The organism is Pseudonocardia hydrocarbonoxydans (assembly GCF_006539565.1).
Taxonomy (GTDB): domain Bacteria; phylum Actinomycetota; class Actinomycetes; order Mycobacteriales; family Pseudonocardiaceae; genus Pseudonocardia; species Pseudonocardia hydrocarbonoxydans.
In genome coordinates, this window is the sequence record NZ_BJNG01000036.1 from 105,796 (window position 1) to 122,687 (window position 16,892).

The following is a 16,892-nucleotide window of genomic DNA, read 5'->3' on the forward strand; positions in this document are numbered from 1 at the left end:
GCACCACCCGGACGCCGTCAGAGCTTCTCGAGCACCGACTCCACCGAGCTGACGGTGACCCCGGTGGGCACGGGCTCCACCCACAGGTCGCTCACGACGCCGTCGCGCAGGACGGCGGCGAAACGCTGCGAGCGCGTGCCCAGGCCGAAGCCGGTGCCGTCGAGGACCAGGCCGGCCGCGGTGGCGAACTCGGCGTTGCCGTCACCGAGCATGACGACCTTGCCGTCGTTGCCCACCGACTCGCCCCAGGCGCGCAGCACGAAGGCGTCGTTGACCGCGACGCAGGCGATCGTGTCGACGCCCTTGGCGCGCAGCTCGTCGGCCCGCAGGACGTAGCCGGGCAGGTGGAAGTCCGAGCAGGCGGGGGTGAACGCGCCGGGGACGCCGAACAGGACGACGGTGCCCGTGCCGAGCGCGTCGGTGCTGCTCACCGGGGCGGGCCCGTCCGGGGTCATCGCCATCAGGGTCGTCTCGGGAATGCGGTCGCCGCTGGACAGCGTCACGGGTCCTCCTGGGTTGTGGGGTACGGCGATCATCATGTCCGGATGCGGCGCGCGGCGCCCGTCCGGGTGAGGATGGTCGCGTGGACGGCGACCGGAACGTGCTGGTCCTGGGCGGCACCGCCGAGGCGCGCCGGCTCGCGGCCGCGCTCGTCGACGAGCCCGGGGTGCACGTCGTGTCGTCGCTGGCCGGGCGGGTGCGCGCGCCCGCCCGGCCGCCGGGGGAGGTCCGGATCGGCGGTTTCGGCGGCCCCGACGCGCTCGCGGGCTGGCTGGCCGGGCGCGGCACCGTCGCCGTCGTCGACGCCACGCACCCCTTCGCCGCACGGATGAGCGCCCACGCCGCCGCGGCCACGGCCGCCGCGGGGGTGCCGCTGCTGGTGCTGCGCCGCCCCGGCTGGACCCCCGGGCCCGGCGACGACTGGACGCCCGCCGCCTCGCTCGACGCCGCCGCCGACCTGCTCCCGGGCCTGGGCGAGCGCGCCTTCCTCACCACCGGCCGCGGCGGGCTCGCCGCGTTCGCCGCCTCGGACCGGTGGTTCCTGGTCCGCTCGGTCGACCCGCCGGAGCCGCCCGCGCCGCGGCGGATGCACGTGGTGCTGGGGCGCGGCCCGTTCACCGTCGAGGGCGAGCGGGCGCTGCTGCGCGCGCACGCGATCGACGTACTGGTCACCAAGGACAGCGGCGGGCCCGCGGCCAAGCTGACGGCGGCGCGCGAGCTCGGGGTCCCGGTGCTGATGGTGACCCGCCCTCCCGTCCCGCCCGGGGTGGAGGTCGTCGAGACCGTGGCGGCGGCGCTGGAGCGGGTCCGGGATACGGTCGCGCGGTGCGCACCGTCTACGTCATCGGCATCGGTGCGGGCGACCCGGAACACCTGACGCTGGCGGCGATCGCCGCGATGAACCGGGTCGAGGTGTTCTTCACCATCGACAAGGGCGAGGCGAAGTCCGACCTCGCGGGCCTGCGGGCCGAGCTGCTGCGCCGCCACGTCACCCGCCCGCACCGCGTCGTCGTCGCGCCCGACCCGCCGCGCGACCGGCGCGCGACCGCCTACGCCGACGCCGTCGTCGACTGGCAGGGCCGCCGCGAGGCGCTGTACGCGGAGATGATCGAGACCGAGCTCCCCGACGGCGGCGTAGGCGGGCTGCTCGTGTGGGGCGACCCGGCGCTCTACGACGGCACGCTGCGCATCCTGGACAGCATCGCGCGGCACACGCCGATCGAGGTCGTGTCGGTCCCGGGGATCAGCAGCGTGCAGGTGCTCGCCGCGCGCCACCGGCTGATCCTCAACCGGGTCGGCTCGCCGTTCCTGGTCACCACCGGACGCCGCCTCGCCGCCGGGGGCATGCCGGCCGACGTCGACGACGTGGTGGTGATGCTCGACGCGGGCAACGCCTTCGCCGACCTGCCCGACCGCGACCTCGACATCTACTGGGGCGCCTACCTCGGCACGCCCGACGAGCTGCTCGTCCACGGCGACCTGCACGCGGTGCGCGACGAGATCGTCGCGCTGTTCGCCGAACACCGCGGGCGCAAGGGCTGGATCATGGACACCTACCTGTTGCGCCGCAGGCGGGACGTCACCGGTCCCGGGTGACCCGCACCGTCGTCCGCCCGTCGAAGACCGCGGAGACCGTGCCGCCCACGGGCAACGGCACGGCGGCCGTGAGGCCACCGGTGATGACCAGGTCCCCGGCGGCCAGGCCCCGGCCGCTGCGCGCGAGCCGGTCGCAGAGCCAGACGACGCCGGCGAGCGGGTGCCCACCGGCGGCCGCGCCGGTGGCGGCGGCGACCTCGACACCGTCGCGGGACAACCGGACCGGGGTGTGCAGGCAGTCGATCGGGGCCACGTCCAGCGGGGGCCCGACCACGACCCCGGCGGCCGACGACCCGTCGGCGGTGTTCTGCGTGATGTCGAACCGGTAGTCCCGCCACACCGAGTCGACGACCTCCAGGCAGGGGCGCACCTCGGCGACCGCGGCGGCCACCCGTTCCAGATCCCCGTCCGGATCGTCCCCGTCCCCGTCACCGCGCAGGTCGGCGGCGCACAGGTCGCGGCCCAGCACCACGCCGATCTCCGGTTCGACGCGGGGCTGCACGAAACCCGACGCGGTCCCGTCGAGGAGCATGTCGTCGAACAGGGGGCCCGAGTTCGGCTCGGCGACGCCCATCTGCGCCCGCATGGCCGCGGAGGTGTAGCCCAGCTTGTGCCCGATCACGCGGCGGCCCTGCGCCAGCCGCAGGGCCGTCAGCTGCTCCTGCACGGCGTAGGCCTGGTCCATGGTGGCCGCGACGGCGTGTTCGGCGGCGTCCAGGAGCTCACCGGCCAGATGGGCCCGGTGCAGCAGGGCGGCCTGCCCGCGGGCGGGGTCGTGGTCGCCTCCGGGGCCCGTCACGACCGCAGTCTCACACGGGCCGCGGCCGCCCGCCGGGCTCACGTCGGTCCCGGCTCGCCGGGCGGTCGCAGCGACACCATCCGGGTCATGCCGGTGATCTCCAGGGCCCGGCGGACCGGTGACCCGGCGGTGACGACCAGCTCCAGGCCGATCTGCGAGATCTCCAGGCGCGCGGCCAGGGTGAACAGCAGCCGCAGGCCGGTGCTGTCGAGGTAGTCCAGGCCGTCGAGGTCGAGCACCACACCGACGAGGTCGTTCGCGGTGTGGTCGAGGATCCGGTCCTCGACCTCGGCGGCGTTGGCCAGGTCGACCTCCCCGGCGACGGCCAGCGTGCACACCCCGTCCGCCGTGCCCAGCGGTGTCACCGTGGCCGTCGTCACCGGCCGCTCCGGTCCGGGACGTTCCAGCGCAGCACGACGGTGGTGCCGTCGTCGGTCCGGTCGATGCGGACCTCGTCGGACAGGGCGTCGAGGAGCGTGAGCCCGCGACCGCGCCGCTGCCCGCGGGGGGCGCGCCAGCGACCCGTGTCGCGCACCTCGGCGACGATCCCGGACTCCTCGGCCCGCATCCGCAGCGCCACGCCGCCCCGACGCGGCCCGTAGGCGTGCTCCACGGCGTTGGCCAGCGCCTCGCCGACGGCGAGCAGCACGTCGGCGGCCCGTCGGCGGTCGACGCGGGCGTCGGCCAGCCACATCCGGGTCGCCTGCCGCAGCGGCTGCAGCGACGGCGGCGTCGCCGGGGCGTCGAGCACGAGGTCCTCGGGCCGTGCGCCGCCCGGGGTGCGCCGGGCGACCAGGACGGCGATGTCGTCGTCGGCCGCCACGTCGCCCACCAGCGCGGCCATCACCGCGGCGCACACCTCCTCGGCGGGCCCGGAGCGCAACGTCCGGCGCAGGATCCCCAGGCCGTCGTCGAGCGACCGTCCGCGGCGTTCGACGAGGCCGTCGGTGTAGAGGCAGACGGTGGCGCCGCGGGTCAGCAGCAGCGAGGCGGTCCGGCGGGGCCGTTCCCCGCCGACACCCAGTGGCAGGTCGGCCGGCACCTCGACGGTGGCGGCCGGACCCGACCCCACGGTGACCACGGGCGGCGGGTGCCCGGCGCTGGACAGGCTCATCCGCCCGCAGGAGGGGTCGACCACGGCGCAGAGCACGGTGGCCATCACCCCCGGGTCGAAGTGGCGGACCTGGCGGTCGAGGCGGCGCAACAGCTCCGCCGGGTCGTCGGTCTCCAGGGCGTAGGCGCGCAGCGCACTGCGCAGCCGGCCCATGGCGACGGCGGCGGGCAGCCCGTGCCCCGCGACGTCGCCCATCACCAGCCAGACGGCACCGGTGGGCACGGTGAGCACGTCGTACCAGTCGCCGCTGGCGCCCCCGGCGCCGGCCGGCACGTACCGCGCGGCGAGGTCGAGACCGGGCACGGCCGGCAGGGCCGCGGGCCAGAGGCTGCGGTGCAGGGCCTGCGCGGCGACGCGGTCGGCCTGCCGGGCGCGGATGCGCAGTGCGGGCGCCACCCGGTCGGCGGCGGCCTGCAGCAGGGCGGCGTCGGCGTCGTCGAAGCGCCGCTCCCCGCGGGCGCCGACGTGCAGCACGCCGAGCAGCTCGGGTCCGGCCAGCAGGGGGACGCCGACGAGCGCCCGGACCCCGGCCGCGATCAGGACGGGGTTGACCACCGTCGACGGCGACACCTCGTCGACGACGATCGACCGCCGCTGCGCGGCCACCCGGCCCGCGAAGCCCGTGCCGAGCGCCACCCGGGCGCCCTGCCGGACCTCGGCCTCCAGCCCGCGCGCCGCCGCGGCCACGAGGAACCGGCCCGACGGGTCCAGCAGCAGCACCGCCGCGGTGTCGGCGGCCATCAGGCCGAGGACCGTGTCGAGCACGTCGGAGAGCAGGTCCTCGACGGTGTTCCCGGTTCCGGAAGAGGGTGCGCCGAGGACGTCGAGCCGCCCGTCGAGGAGGGCGACCGGATCGTCCGCGAGCACCCGCGGAGCCTACGGACTATCCGGGCCCGGCTGCTCCGCCGAACGGCCGCCGTCGTCACGGTCCGCGTACGTCCGATCGCGGAAGGTCGGTGCGGTGCCCACCCGCGGCCGGGGCGTGCTGCCGGGCGCCCGCGCGCACCCGTCGGTGACCGGCGGGCCGGCTCCGGGGAACGGTGTCCCGGGCCCGTACCTGAGAGCCGGCCGGTCCGTGTGGCGGCTCCCGCTGCGCCGGGTGGACCAGCCGGGCGCCGCCGGGCGCACGCCCCGGGCCACAGGTCGTGGGCCCCTCTCAGCCCGGCAACCCGGGCGCGGGACGGTTCCTACGGTTCCTCGCGTGCCCGACACCGCCACGGACCCGGCCGGCCCGCATCCGCTGACCGCCCCCGCCCGGCTGGGCGCGTTCCTCGCGCTGCTCGCGCTGGTCGCCGGGGCCGGCTGGGGGGTGGGGCGGGTCGCGAACCCCCCGCTCCCGGTGCCCGACCTCCCCACCCCGTCGGTCTTCGGCCCCGCGGGACACGGGGCGGGGGAGGGGCATTGACCGCGGAGGTCTCCACCGCCCCGCCGGTCCGGACCGATCTCGAGGTCGGCGGCATGACCTGCGGTGCGTGCGCGCGCCGGGTCGAGCGCGTGCTGCGCCGCCTCGACGGCGTCGGTGCCGAGGTGAACTACGCGACCGGGCGGGTGGCGGTCGACCATCCGGCCACGGTCGCGGTGGCCGACCTGGTCGCCGTCATCGAGAAGGCGGGGTACACGGCGGCGTCGCCCGCCCCGCCGGCCGGACCGGCCGCCCCCGACGAGCAGGACCGGCCCGACCCGGAGCTGCGCGCGCTGCGCGACCGGGTCCGGGTCTGTGCCGCGCTGACGGTGCCCGTGCTGCTGCTCGCGATGGTCCCGCCGTGGCAGTTCACGCACTGGCAGTGGGCCAGCCTGGTGCTCGCCGCGCCGGTGGCGGTGTGGGGGGCGTGGCCCCTGCACCGCGCGGCCCTGCGCAACCTGCGCCACGGCACCTCGACGATGGACACGCTGGTCTCCACCGGTGTCGTCGCGTCGTTCGGCTGGTCGCTGCACGCGCTGTTCCTCGGCTCCGCCGGGTTCCCCGGCCACACCCACACCCTCGGTGCGGCCCCGGTCTGGTCCGACGGCACCGGCGCGGTCTACCTCGAGGTGGCCGCCACCGTCACCACGCTGGTCCTGGCCGGTCGCCACGCCGAGGCCCGCGCCCGCCGCCGCTCCGGGGCGGCCCTGCGCGGTCTGGTGGCCCTCGCCGCCTCCGACGCGGCACTGCTGCGTGACGGGCGGGAGGAACGGGTGCCGGCCGACCGGCTCGCGGTCGGCGACCGGATCGTCGTGCGTCCCGGCGAGCGGGTCGCCGTCGACGGGGTCGTCGAGGACGGTGTGTCGGCGCTGGACACCAGCCCGATCACGGGGGAGTCCCTGCCCCGGGAGGTCGGGCCCGGCGACGAGGTGTCCGGCGGGACCCTGAACGCGGGTGGTCGGCTGGTCGTGCGGGCCACCCGCGTGGGAGCCGACAGGCAGGTGGCGCAGATGGCGGCGCTGGTCGAGCGGGCCCAGGCCGGTACCGCCGCGGTGGCCCGCCTCGCCGACCGGATCTGCGCCTGGTTCGTGCCCGCGGTGCTGGTGCTCGCCGCGGCGACGGCCGGGTTCTGGTCCGGGGCGGGGGCGTCCACGGTGGGGGCGCTCGGTGCCGCGGTCGCCGTGCTGGTCGTGGCCTGCCCGTGCGCGCTGGGTCTCGCCACCCCCACGGCGCTGCTGGTCGGCACGGGCCGCGGGGCGCAGCTGGGGATCCTGGTGACCGGGCCGCAGGTGCTCGAGACCGTGCGCCGCGTCGACACCGTGCTGCTGGACAAGACCGGCACCCTCACCTCCGGGGAGATGCGGGTGACCCGGGTGTCGCCCGCGGCCGGGGAGGACACGGAGGAGGTGCTGGCCGTCGCGGCGGCGCTGGAGTCGGCGTCGGCCCATCCGGTGGCGCGGGCCGTCGTGGCCCACGCCGCCGGTCGGACGCTGCCCGACGTGCGCGACCCCGTGGCGCTGGACGGGCTCGGTGTCACCGGCACCGTCGACGGCCGGGAGGTCCTGTTCGGGCGGGTCGCGCTGCTGGTCGAGCGGGGTGTGGAGCTGCCCCCGGAGGTACGGGACGCGGTGGCCGGAGCACAACGGGAGGGCGCCAGCGTGGCCGTGCTCGCCCGGGACGGCCGGGCCCGGGCGGTGTTCGCCGTCGCCGACACCGTGCGGCCCACCGCCGCGGCCGCCGTCGCCGGGCTGCGCCGCCTCGGGCTGGATCCCGTGCTGCTCACCGGTGACGGCGAGGCCGTGGCCCGGTCGGTGGCCGCGCAGGTCGGGATCGACGCCGTCGTCGCCGACGCGCTGCCCACCGACAAGGCCGCGGCCGTGCGCCGGCTGCAGGAGCACGGGCACGTGGTGGCGGTCGTCGGGGACGGGGTGAACGACGCGCCCGCGCTCGCGCAGGCCGACGTCGGGATCGCCATGGGCAGCGGGGCCGACGTCGCGCTGCACGCCTGCGACGTCACGCTGGTGCGGGCCGACCCGACCGCCGCCGTCGACGCCCTGCGGCTGTGCCGCCGGACGCACGCGACGATCCGGGGCAACCTGGGCTGGGCGTTCGCCTACAACGTCGCGGCGTTGCCGGTGGCCGCCGCGGGCCTGCTCAACCCGATGCTGGCGGGAGCGGCGATGGCGCTGAGCTCGGTGTTCGTCGTGGGCAACAGCCTGTGCCTGAGGAGGTTCCGGCCGTGCCCCTACCCGGTGACCGTATAGCCATCCCCGAACACGCATGGTTACCCTTCCCGGGATCGTGGGACACCGAGGCCGGCGGGGAGTCGACATGGGACCGGACCTGACCTGGTGGAACGTCCCGTTCGGTCTGGCCTGCCTGCTCGCCGGCGCCGGGTACCTGGCCCTGCTCGCCGTCCGGCGTGCCCCGGCCGTGACCGCACTGGCCCACGCGGCGATGGGTCTCGGCATGGCGGCGATGTTCCTGCCGGCGCTCGATCCCGTCCCGCACGCGGCGTGGGTGGCGCTCTTCGTCGTCTCCGGTGCGTGGTTCGGCGCCGAGGCGCTGCGCGCCGGCACCGTCGGCGGCCCGGCGGGAGCCCTCGTCGTCGGGGCGGCCGCGATGCTGTTCATGCTGCTCGTGGGGCACGACCACGCCGCGACGTCCGCGGGCCCGGTCGATCCCGAGCACGCCCACCACGCCGCGTCCGGCGGTTCCGGTGCCCTGCTGGTCACCGTCCTCGCCCTGGTGTTCGCGGCCTGGTACGCCACCGATCTGGTCCGGCACGCGACGCACCGGTCCGCCGACGTCCCGGCCGCCGACGTCCCGGCCGCCGACGTCCCGGCCGCCGACGTCCCGGCCGCGGGTGCGCCGGTCGCCGTCGTCGAGCGGGCCGCCGTCCGGGTCTCCCCGCAGGTCGTGGCCCACGTCGTGATGAGCGTCGCGATGCTCGTCATGCTGCTCGGCATGGCCTAGCCCGGCCGTACCCACCGCCGGCCCGTCCCCCCGGCCACCGCGCCGCGGCCTGCGCGCGGTCGTGCCCGCGGCGCTCGCCACCGCCCTCGGCACGGCCGGGCACCTCCTGGCCGGTGGGGTGGTGTCGACGGGGCCGGTGGTGCTCGCCCTGGTCCTGGCCGGCGTCCCGGCGTGGTTGCTGACCGGCCGGGAACGGGGCTGGCTCACCATCGCCGGCGCGCAGCTCGTCCTGGGGCAGGTCGTGCACGCGGCGCTGTCCGCCGGGCACCCCCACGACGCGACGGGCCTGCTCCCGCACGACCTGATGCTGTACGCCCACGTGCTCGCCGCGCTGATGGGCGCGACCGCCCTGCGGGTGGGCGAGCGCCGGGTGTGGGCGGCGGCCCGCAGGCTGTCGGGCCGGGTCGCGGCCTGGTGGCGCGGCCTCACCGGCGTCGGCGCGCCGGTCACCGGCCCCGCCCCGGTCCCGGTCCGGTCCCCGGACCGTCCGTGCCACCCGGGCCTGCTGCTGCGCCACTCCCGCGCGCTGCGCGGCCCCCCGGCGCGCCCGGCCTGACCGACCCGGCCGGGTCCGTCCCGGCCCGCCCCCGCCGTGCCCCTGTCCGGCGGGGCCCCCGCGCGTGCGCGCCGCGCCGCGTCCCCCCACTCCGGCGCACCTGCGGGTGCGCCACCCCCTGGAGCTCCTAACGCCGACCGGCCGAGGGGCCTGACCGTCGGCTTCCGGACCGCGGCCGGGCGCGTCCGGGCCGTGTGCGAGGTCGACCTCGACGTGGCGGCGGGGGAGACGGTGGCCCTGGTCGGCGGGTCCGGGGCCGGGAAGTCGACGGTGGCGCGCGCGGTCGCGGGGCTCGTCGCCCCCGAGGGTGGGCGGATCCTGCTCGACGGGGTCGACCTGCCGACGCTGCGGCGCCGGGAGGCCCGGTGGCGTAGGCGGGCCCTGCACCTGGTGTTCCAGGATCCCTACGCGGCGCTGCCCCCGACCCTGCGGGTGGCCGACGTCGTCGCCGAGCCGCTGGTGATCCACCGGATCGGCGGGCGGGAAGAGCGGGTCGCCGAGGCGCTGGCGGCGGTGCAGCTACCCGGGCGGCTGCACCGCCGGTACGTCCACCAGCTCTCCGGCGGGGAGCGCCAGCGGGTGGCGCTGGCCCGGGCACTGGTGACCGGCCCGCGGCTGGTGCTCGCCGACGAGCCGACGGCGATGCTGGACGCGTCGCTGCGCCGCGACCTCGTCGACCTGCTCGGCGCGCTGGCCGCGCAGCGTGGGACGGCGGTCCTGCACATCACCCACGACCTCGCGCTCGCCGCACGCTCCTGCGCCCGCACCGTGGTGATGCGGGCCGGCCGGGTGGTCGAGCACGGCCCGACCGACGACGTGCTCAGCGCCCCGCAGCACGAGTACACGGCCGCGCTGGTCGCGGCGTGCCGATGATAAGGAAGCGCCCCCCATGGTTGACGTGTCACCGCCTGACCTGTCACTGCACGATGTCGCCCTGCTGGACATGGACGTCCGGTCCCCGGAACCGTCGGTGGACGGCGACCGGATCGACCTCTACCGCCTGCCCGTCACCGACCTGGGCCGGTACCGGCTCGTCGTGGTGCCGGGCATGGCCGACCAGGAGTTCCTGGCCCGGCACCGCGAGGTGATCCGCGGCTACCTCGACGGCGGCGGGGTGCTGCTGTTCGGCGGGCACCTGCACCGGGACTGGCTGCCCGGGGCGTCGCGGTTCGTGCCGTTGCACCCGCCGTCGCTCGCGTCGTACCGGGTCGCCGAGATCGCCCCGCACCCGATCTTCGACGGGGTGGGGCCCGACGACCTCACCTTCCGCCGCGGCGTCGCCGGGTTCTTCGCCCGCGGCCACCACCCGCCGCCGCCGGGCGCGCAGGTGCTGGTCCGGCTGGCCGGCGGGGAGCCCGCCACGTACGTCGACCAGGTCTCCACCGCGGGCACGATCGTCGTGCACACCACCGCCGACCTGTTCACCCACGGCGAGCCGGGCACCCCCGCGGCCCGGGTGCCCGGCCAGCTCGTGGCGTGGGCCCGGGCGCAGGGGCGACGCGACGGCGGCGCCTCGGCGCCGGTGGCCGCCCCGGCGGACGGCCCGCCGGGCACCGGGACCGGGCACGGCCTGGCCGCCGTCCACAGCGGGTCGGCCCCGCACCACCGCGCGCTCACCACGCCCCAGTACGCCCGCCACCTCACCGGTGGCCTGCTCTACCTGCCCGACCTCGCCCGCACCGACCTCACCGGGTACGACGCGGTGGTCCTCCCGGAACGGATGCACCGCGGCCTGCTCACCGCCGCGGCCCCCCGGCTGCACGAGCTGCTCGACGCGGGCGGCACGATCGTCGCGTTCGCCGGTGGGGAGCCGCTTCCGGAGTTCCTGCCCGGGGTCCGCTTCGACCCGCGGCCGACGAACTTCTGGTGGTGGCTCGAACCCGGCGCCGGCCTCGGCCTGCGCACGCCCTCGCCGGAGCACCCGCTGTTCGAGCACCTGTCGCTGCGCGACTGCACCTGGCACTACCACGGCGCGCTCACCCCGCCCGCGGGTGCGCAGACCCTGGTCGCGCTGCCCAGCGGGGAGGCGCTGCTCTACGTCGACCGGGTCAGCACCCCGGGCACGCTCGTCGTCTCCACGCTGGACCCGCTGACCCACTTCGGCGGCCACTTCATGCCCGCCACCGAGCGGTTCCTCGACGGGTTCCTGCCGTGGCTGGGCGGCGCGGTCGTGCGGAGTGCCCGGTGAGGGGGCCGCTGGTCGTCGTCGACCAGGGGACGGTGCTGCGGTTCGGCGTCGAGGACCTGATGCGCTACCACGGGCCCGGGTTCCCCGGCGGCGTCGCGCACGGGTTCACCGCGATGGAGCGGGCGCTGCCCCTGCTCGCCCCGGACGGGGTGCCGGAGCGCCGGGCGATCCGGCTGGAGACCGCCTTCCCCGGTCCCGGCGCCCGCGACGGGGTCGAGCTGGTCACCCGGGCGGTCACCGAGGGGCGCTACACCGTCGACCCGGCGCTGGCCATGGTCGAGCGCGGGACGACCCTGGAGCGCTACGTGTTCCGCTTCCGCGCCGGGGACCGCGCGGTGACCGTCGCGATCCGCGACGGGTTCGTCACCGACGAGTTCATCGCCCTGTCCCGGCAGCCGGGGCGCAGCGCGGCGCAGGACGCGCACCTGGCGGTGCTCAAGCAGGAGATGGCCGACCGGCTGCTCGCGGTGCCCGCCGCAGAGGTCTACGACGTGGTCGGCCGGGGATGATCACGCCACGTGGTGGTGGTCCTCGACCTCCCAGGCGGGCAGCGGGTCGGGGTAGGTGCGCCACACGTCGGGGCCGGCGGCGGCCTCCGCGTCGGTGAGCAGTGCGGCGTCGAGGCGGCGGTAGGTCTCGTCCCGGGTGACCCCGGTCCCGATGACGACGAGCTCCTGGCCGGCCGGGGCGCGGTCGGCGATCAGCTCGCCCGGCTCGAACGTCAGGTTGGGCCCGGCCTGCGACCACACGGCGAGCACGTCGGGGCGGGTGGCGATGCGGCAGAAGCCCTTGCTGCGCAGCACCCCCGGCCAGTCGTCGACGGCGGCCAGCAGGCGGGCCGGGTGGAACGGGCGGGCGGCCCGGTAGACCACCGAGCCGATCCCGTACTCCTCGGTCTCGGGGGTGTGGCTGCCGGCGAGCTCGGCGGCCCAGCCGGGCAGGGTGGCGGCGGTGATCGGGTCGTAGCGGCCGGTGTCGAGGATCTCGGCCAGGTCGACGCGCCCGCGCCGGGCCCGCACCATCCGCGCCCCCGGGTTCAGCCGGCGCAGCAGCGCCTCGAGCGTGCCCAGCTGCCCGTCGTCGACCAGGTCGGTCTTGGAGACCACGAGCACGTCGGCGAACTCGACCTGGTCGACGAGCAGGTCGGAGATCGCCCGCTCGTCGGTGGCGGAGGCCTCCAGCCCGCGCTCGGCCAGCGCGTCGCCCTCGACGAGCTCGGCCACGAACCCGGCCGCGTCGACGACGGTGACCATGGTGTCCAGGCGGGCGTGGTCGGACAGGCTCGTGCCGTCGTCGAAGACCCACTCGAAGGTCGCCGCGACCGGCATCGGCTCGGAGATGCCGCTGGACTCGATCAGCACCGTGTCGAAGCGCCCGGTGCGGGCCAGCTCGCCCACGGTCTGCAGCAGGTCCTCCCGCAGGGTGCAGCAGATGCAGCCGTTGGTCAGCTCGACCAGCCGCTCCTCGGTCCGGTCCAGGTGCCCCTGGCCGGCCAGCAGCGCCGCGTCGATGTTGACCTCGCTCATGTCGTTGACGACGACGGCGACCCGGCGGCCCTCGCGGTTGGCCAGCACGTGGTCGAGCAGCGTGGTCTTGCCGGCGCCGAGGAAGCCGGACAGCACCGTCACGGACGGGCGGGGATCGGTCGTCACCCGCCCAGTCAAGCGTGATTGAACATGATGTTCAAATAGGGCGACGCGCATGCCTCCCGCCCGAGTTCAACCAGATGGTTGACGACGGGAGGGGTGGTCGCTAGCCTCTTGCTCAACCAACTGGTTGAGAAAGGAGGTGACCGTGGCCGACGACGACCAGCTCTCCCGGGTGTTCGCCGCCCTCGCCGATCCCACGCGGCGCGACATCGTCGCCCGGCTCGCCGCGGGCGACGCCACCGTCGGGGACCTGGCCGCGCCCTACGACGTGTCCGTCCAGGCGGTGTCCAAGCACATCCGGGTGCTCACCGACGTCGGCCTGGTCAGCCAGACCCGCGACGCCCAGCGGCGCCCGTGCCACCTGGAGGCGGACGTCCTGGACCTGATGACGGCCTGGATCGAGCGGTACCGCCGCCAGGCGCAGGCGCGCTACGAGCGCCTCGACGACGTCCTCGCCGAGATGGGCGAGGACGGGCACGACCCACGACGATCACGAGGAGCAGCATCATGAGCACCACCCGGTACGCGGTCACCATCGAGGCCGACCCGACCCTGCCGATCATCCGGATCACCCGCGAGTTCGACGCCACCCCGGCGCAGCTGATGCGGGCCCACACCGATCCCGAGCTGTTCGCCCGCTGGATCGGCCCCGACGGCATGGCGACCACGATCCTGGACTGGGACGCCACCACCGGCGGGCGCTGGCGCTACGTCGCCGCGCGCGACGGGCAGGAGTACGGCTTCCACGGCAGCTTCCACGAGGTCGGCCCCGACCGCATCGTGCAGACCTTCACCTTCGACGGCCAGCCCGACGGCGTCGCGCTGGAGACGCTGCGGTTCACCGACCTGGGCGACGGCCGGACCCGGCTGGAGGCCCAGTCGCTCGTCGACAGCATCGAGGGCCGCGACCAGTGGCTGGCCAGCGGCATGGAGACCGGCGTCGAGCAGGGCTACGCCAAGCTCGACGCCCTCGTCGCGGAGCTGTGAGGGATCAGGGCGCCGCGGAGGGGAAGCGCGGCGCCCGCTTCTCGCGCAGCGCGGTGTGGCCCTCGACGACGTCGGGGCCCATGAACGTCAGCGCCTCGTAGGCCAGCGACTGGTCGAAGGTCGGCCCGGCCGCGCGCAGCCAGTTGTTGAGCGCCTTCTTGGTCAGCCGGATCGCCGAGCGCGACCCCGTGGCGAGCACCTCGGCCACGCGCAGCGCCTCGTCGAGGACCTCGTCGCGGGGGAGCGCCTTGGCCACCATGCCGAGGCGCTCGGCCTCCGCGCCGGTGACCATCTCGCCGGTGAGCAGGTAGTAGCGGGCCTTGGCCATGCCCGCGAGCAGCGGCCAGATGATGGCGGCGTGGTCGCCCGCGGCGACGCCGAGCCGCACGTGCCCGTCGCCGATCCTCGCGTCCTCCGCGGCGATCGCGACGTCGGCGAGCAGGGCGACCACGGTGCCGGCCCCGACGGCGACGCCGTTGATCGCGGAGACGATCGGCTTCTCGCAGTCGATGATGTTGTAGACGAGCTCGCCCGCCTCCTTGAGCATGGCCTGGACCCGGTCGTAGTCGCCGGCCATCCGCTCGACCCACGCCAGGTCACCGCCCGCGGAGAAGGCCTTGCCCGCCCCGGTGATGACGGCGACGGAGGTCTCGGGGTCGGCGTCGACGTCGCGCCAGACGCGGGCCAGCTCGGCGTGCATCCCCTCGTCGGCGGCGTTGTACTTCTCCGGCCGGTCGATCGTGATCAGCAGGACGCCGTGCTCGCGGCGGGTGAACGTCAGCTGCTCGTAGTCCTCGAAGCGCACCGGCGGAGTCAACCACACCTACGGTGGGCCGACCAGGGCGACCGAATACCGACCGTCTGGTTGAACAAATCGGGGCCGGGTCGGTAGCGTCGGCGGCTCGACGACGGAGAGGTGGGGGCGTCCGGTGGATCTCGGGAACAAGGTCGCGCTGGTGACCGGCGCGGCGTCCGGCATCGGCCGCGCGATCGCGGCCGGGCTGGCGACGGCCGGGGCGACGGTGGCCGCGGTGGACCGGGACGCCGAGGGGCTGGCCGAGACCGTGCGCGCCATCGGCGGAGCGTCCACGGCGCACCGGGTCGACCTGGCGGAACCCGCGGCGATCCTCGCGCTGCGCGACGAGGTCGTCGCGGCGCACGGCCTGCCCGACGTCGTCGTGAACGCGGCGGGGTTCGACCGGGTCGAGCCGTTCATGCAGAACGACGACGCGCTGTGGGAGGCCTTGACGACGGTCAACTTCCTCGGCCCGGTCCGGCTCACGCACGCGTTCCTGGAGCCGATCCTGGCCGCGGGGCGCACCGCCAAGATCGTCAACATCGCCAGCGACGCGGGCCGGGTCGGCAGCCTGGGGGAGACGGTCTACTCCGGCACCAAGGGCGGCCTGATCGCGTTCACGAAGTCGCTGGCCCGGGAGATGGCGCGGCACCGGATCAACGTCAACTGCGTGTGTCCCGGGCCGACCGACACCCCGCTGTTCGCGACGCTGCCGGAGAAGGTGCGCGACGGGCTGGTGCGGGCGATCCCGTTCCGCCGCCTGGCCACCCCCGAGGAGATCGCCGACGCGGTGCTGTTCTTCGCCTCGCACCGCTCGGACTTCGTCACCGGGCAGGTGCTCAGCGTCAGCGGCGGCCTGACGATGGCGGGCTGACCCCCGCGCCACGGGAGCTCAGCATCCGCGCCGCGGTCTCGACGACCAGCTCGCGCAGCTCGGCCCGGCGCTCCGGGGGCAGCGACGGGCGGATCCACAGCGACGACTGGTTGAGCACCCCGTGCAGGCACTGCAGCGCCACGTCGGCGTCGGGGCAGTCGAACTCGCCCGCGGCGATGCCGGCCTCGACGACCCGGCGGAAGATCGCGTCGTGCCGGCGACGGCTGTCCTTGATGACCGGCTCGAAGGACCCGGGCCAGGTGTTCGGCCAGGAGAACACCGTCGCGACCTCGGGCGCGGTGTCGGTGAGGATCCGGACCTGCTCGCGGATCAGCACCCGGATCCGGTCGTCCGCGCTCTCGCCCGCCACGCGGTCGAGCTCGCGTTCGAGGTGGTCGTTGACCAGCACGGTCAGCGCCTCCAGCGCCGCCGCCACCAGCTCGTCCTTGCCGGAGAAGTAGTGGTAGAGCGTGGCCTTGGCGATGTCGGTCCGCTCGGCCACCTCCTCCAGGCTCGTGCCCTGGTAGCCGCGCTCGGACAGCAGCAGCGCCGCCGTGCGGACGATCTCGGCCTTGCGGCGGTCCCGCCGGCGCGCGACCCGGCCCGACGCCCGCGGGGCGGTCCTCGGTTCGCTCGGCACCGATCGACCCTACATCCATGAAGTCGACCGCACGGTTGGGAGTTCGGCGGGTGTAACCCGGACGGCCCTCGGCGCGTCCTCCTGGGCAGAGACGCCACCCACCCACCCGAGGAGCCCCCGATGACCGACGTCTACCACCCCGAGGACGGCACCGTCGTCGCGCTGAGCGACGACGACGGCGACGGCTACCAGGAGACCACCCGCGTCGACCACGACGACGACGGCGAGGCCGACGTGGTCCTCATCGACAGCGACGGCGACACCCACGACGACGTCGCCCTGTTCGACAACGACAGCGGCGACCGCACCTTCGCCCCCGACGTCTACGCCTTCGACACCGACGGCGACGGGCGCGCGGACATCGTCTACGACGACCTCGACTACGACGGGGACATCGACCGGGTGACCGGCGGCGGCAACGCGCGGCTGGCCGACGCCAACCCCTACGGCCCGGACCTGCAGGACACCGTCGACCGGGTGTACGACGCGCTCTGAGCCGCGTTCCACGGAACGCACCCGACCGTGCGCCGCCGCGGGCCCGGTCGTCCGAACCCGGGTCGGCGCCGTCAGGCTCCCGGGTCGGGCAGCACGTCGCGCCAGGAGTGCTGCGGCTCGTAGCCGAGCAGTCGGCGGGCCTTGTCGATGCTGTAGAAGGTCTCGTCGCGGCCCATCGGGCGGCGCACCTCGACGCCGTCGTAGAACCGGTCGATGATCTCGTCCGTGGTGGCGGCCACCGACATGTCGGCGGCTCCGACGTTGAAGACCTCGTAGCCGAGCCCGTCGGTCTCCAGGCGAGGCGCTGCAGCAGCGCAGG

21 protein-coding genes are annotated in these 16,892 nt (G+C 75.8%); 13 read left to right on the forward strand and 8 right to left on the reverse strand.

The features are described from left to right. Positions 1-17: 17 nt before the first annotated feature. Complete coding sequence (locus PHY01_RS19800) at positions 18-503, reverse strand: peroxiredoxin (RefSeq protein ID WP_141280561.1); 486 nt, start codon at positions 501-503, stop codon at positions 18-20. 80 nt (positions 504-583) lie between these two features. On the opposite strand from PHY01_RS19800, the gene PHY01_RS19805 reads away from it, so the two are divergent. Both PHY01_RS19805 and cobF read left to right on the forward strand, forming a co-directional pair. Beyond that, positions 584-1,378, forward strand: coding sequence for a cobalt-precorrin-6A reductase (locus tag PHY01_RS19805; RefSeq protein WP_141280563.1), 795 nt, complete (start codon positions 584-586; stop codon positions 1,376-1,378). Further along, the gene (cobF, locus tag PHY01_RS19810) at positions 1,327-2,097 is read left to right on the forward strand and encodes a precorrin-6A synthase (deacetylating) (RefSeq protein WP_141280565.1); all 771 of its coding nucleotides are present in this window, start codon (positions 1,327-1,329) and stop codon (positions 2,095-2,097) included. The genes PHY01_RS19805 and cobF overlap by 52 nt, the downstream gene beginning before the upstream one ends. Here cobF and PHY01_RS19815 read toward each other — a convergent pair. From PHY01_RS19815 to PHY01_RS19825, 3 genes are read right to left on the reverse strand one after another with little or no spacing between them, the layout of a single operon-like run. After that, positions 2,081-2,896 carry a 2-keto-4-pentenoate hydratase gene (locus PHY01_RS19815; RefSeq protein WP_141280567.1) on the reverse strand — a complete coding sequence of 272 codons (816 nt, stop codon included), beginning with the start codon at positions 2,894-2,896 and terminating at the stop codon, positions 2,081-2,083. The genes cobF and PHY01_RS19815 overlap by 17 nt on opposite strands. A gap of 38 nt (positions 2,897-2,934) precedes the next feature. Next, on the reverse strand, positions 2,935-3,276 hold the full coding sequence (locus tag PHY01_RS19820; protein ID WP_246086018.1) for an STAS domain-containing protein: 342 nt from the start codon (positions 3,274-3,276) through the stop codon (positions 2,935-2,937). Then, a complete protein-coding gene (locus PHY01_RS19825; protein ID WP_141280569.1) occupies positions 3,273-4,877 on the reverse strand; it encodes an ATP-binding SpoIIE family protein phosphatase in 1,605 nt (534 codons plus the stop codon). The genes PHY01_RS19820 and PHY01_RS19825 overlap by 4 nt, the downstream gene beginning before the upstream one ends. A gap of 334 nt (positions 4,878-5,211) precedes the next feature. On the opposite strand from PHY01_RS19825, the gene PHY01_RS19830 reads away from it, so the two are divergent. The 7 genes from PHY01_RS19830 to PHY01_RS19860 all read left to right on the forward strand — a co-directional run bounded on the left by PHY01_RS19830 (position 5,212) and on the right by PHY01_RS19860 (position 11,641). Continuing rightward, positions 5,212-5,415: a hypothetical protein gene (locus PHY01_RS19830; protein ID WP_141280571.1), complete on the forward strand. Its 204-nt coding sequence runs from the start codon at positions 5,212-5,214 to the stop codon at positions 5,413-5,415. Then, positions 5,412-7,676, forward strand: a complete 2,265-nt coding sequence (locus tag PHY01_RS19835; protein ID WP_370467416.1) for a heavy metal translocating P-type ATPase — start codon at positions 5,412-5,414, stop codon at positions 7,674-7,676. Before PHY01_RS19830 ends, PHY01_RS19835 begins: the two co-directional genes overlap by 4 nt. A 67-nt stretch (positions 7,677-7,743) precedes the next feature. Next, a complete protein-coding gene (locus PHY01_RS19840; protein ID WP_170183894.1) occupies positions 7,744-8,388 on the forward strand; it encodes a DUF5134 domain-containing protein in 645 nt (214 codons plus the stop codon). 61 nt (positions 8,389-8,449) lie between these two features. Beyond that, entirely contained in the window at positions 8,450-8,944 is a 495-nt protein-coding gene (locus PHY01_RS19845) for a hypothetical protein (RefSeq protein WP_141280575.1), read from the forward strand. Between the two features lie 192 nt (positions 8,945-9,136). Further along, entirely contained in the window at positions 9,137-9,817 is a 681-nt protein-coding gene (locus PHY01_RS19850) for an ABC transporter ATP-binding protein (protein ID WP_170183895.1), read from the forward strand. Positions 9,818-9,887: 70 nt separating this feature from the next. Then, on the forward strand, positions 9,888-11,132 hold the full coding sequence (locus PHY01_RS27190; protein WP_218030243.1) for a hypothetical protein: 1,245 nt from the start codon (positions 9,888-9,890) through the stop codon (positions 11,130-11,132). Beyond that, positions 11,129-11,641: a hypothetical protein gene (locus PHY01_RS19860; protein ID WP_141280579.1), complete on the forward strand. Its 513-nt coding sequence runs from the start codon at positions 11,129-11,131 to the stop codon at positions 11,639-11,641. The genes PHY01_RS27190 and PHY01_RS19860 overlap by 4 nt, the downstream gene beginning before the upstream one ends. On the opposite strand, the gene PHY01_RS19865 is transcribed toward PHY01_RS19860, so the two are convergent. Next, positions 11,642-12,784 carry a GTP-binding protein gene (locus tag PHY01_RS19865; protein WP_246086019.1) on the reverse strand — a complete coding sequence of 381 codons (1,143 nt, stop codon included), beginning with the start codon at positions 12,782-12,784 and terminating at the stop codon, positions 11,642-11,644. A 142-nt stretch (positions 12,785-12,926) separates the two neighbouring features. Here PHY01_RS19865 and PHY01_RS19870 point away from each other — a divergent pair, with 142 nt between their 5' ends. After that, the gene (locus PHY01_RS19870; protein ID WP_174824140.1) at positions 12,927-13,292 is read left to right on the forward strand and encodes an ArsR/SmtB family transcription factor; all 366 of its coding nucleotides are present in this window, start codon (positions 12,927-12,929) and stop codon (positions 13,290-13,292) included. Then, positions 13,289-13,768, forward strand: a complete 480-nt coding sequence (locus tag PHY01_RS19875) for an SRPBCC family protein (RefSeq protein WP_141280585.1) — start codon at positions 13,289-13,291, stop codon at positions 13,766-13,768. The genes PHY01_RS19870 and PHY01_RS19875 overlap by 4 nt, the downstream gene beginning before the upstream one ends. A gap of 4 nt (positions 13,769-13,772) precedes the next feature. Here PHY01_RS19875 and PHY01_RS19880 read toward each other — a convergent pair whose 3' ends face one another. After that, positions 13,773-14,585, reverse strand: coding sequence for an enoyl-CoA hydratase/isomerase family protein (locus PHY01_RS19880; RefSeq protein ID WP_246086020.1), 813 nt, complete (start codon positions 14,583-14,585; stop codon positions 13,773-13,775). A gap of 112 nt (positions 14,586-14,697) precedes the next feature. Here PHY01_RS19880 and PHY01_RS19885 point away from each other — a divergent pair, with 112 nt between their 5' ends. Then, a complete protein-coding gene (locus PHY01_RS19885) occupies positions 14,698-15,438 on the forward strand; it encodes an SDR family NAD(P)-dependent oxidoreductase (RefSeq protein WP_141280587.1) in 741 nt (246 codons plus the stop codon). Here PHY01_RS19885 and PHY01_RS19890 read toward each other — a convergent pair. Next, positions 15,410-16,078, reverse strand: coding sequence for a TetR/AcrR family transcriptional regulator (locus tag PHY01_RS19890; RefSeq protein ID WP_141280589.1), 669 nt, complete (start codon positions 16,076-16,078; stop codon positions 15,410-15,412). The genes PHY01_RS19885 and PHY01_RS19890 overlap by 29 nt on opposite strands. Positions 16,079-16,198: 120 nt before the next feature. On the opposite strand from PHY01_RS19890, the gene PHY01_RS27725 reads away from it, so the two are divergent. Further along, the gene (locus PHY01_RS27725; protein ID WP_141280591.1) at positions 16,199-16,573 is read left to right on the forward strand and encodes a hypothetical protein; all 375 of its coding nucleotides are present in this window, start codon (positions 16,199-16,201) and stop codon (positions 16,571-16,573) included. 71 nt (positions 16,574-16,644) lie between these two features. Here PHY01_RS27725 and PHY01_RS27730 read toward each other — a convergent pair whose 3' ends face one another. Then, positions 16,645-16,812, reverse strand: coding sequence for a hypothetical protein (locus PHY01_RS27730; protein WP_246086021.1), 168 nt, complete (start codon positions 16,810-16,812; stop codon positions 16,645-16,647). Positions 16,813-16,892: the final 80 nt, after the last annotated feature.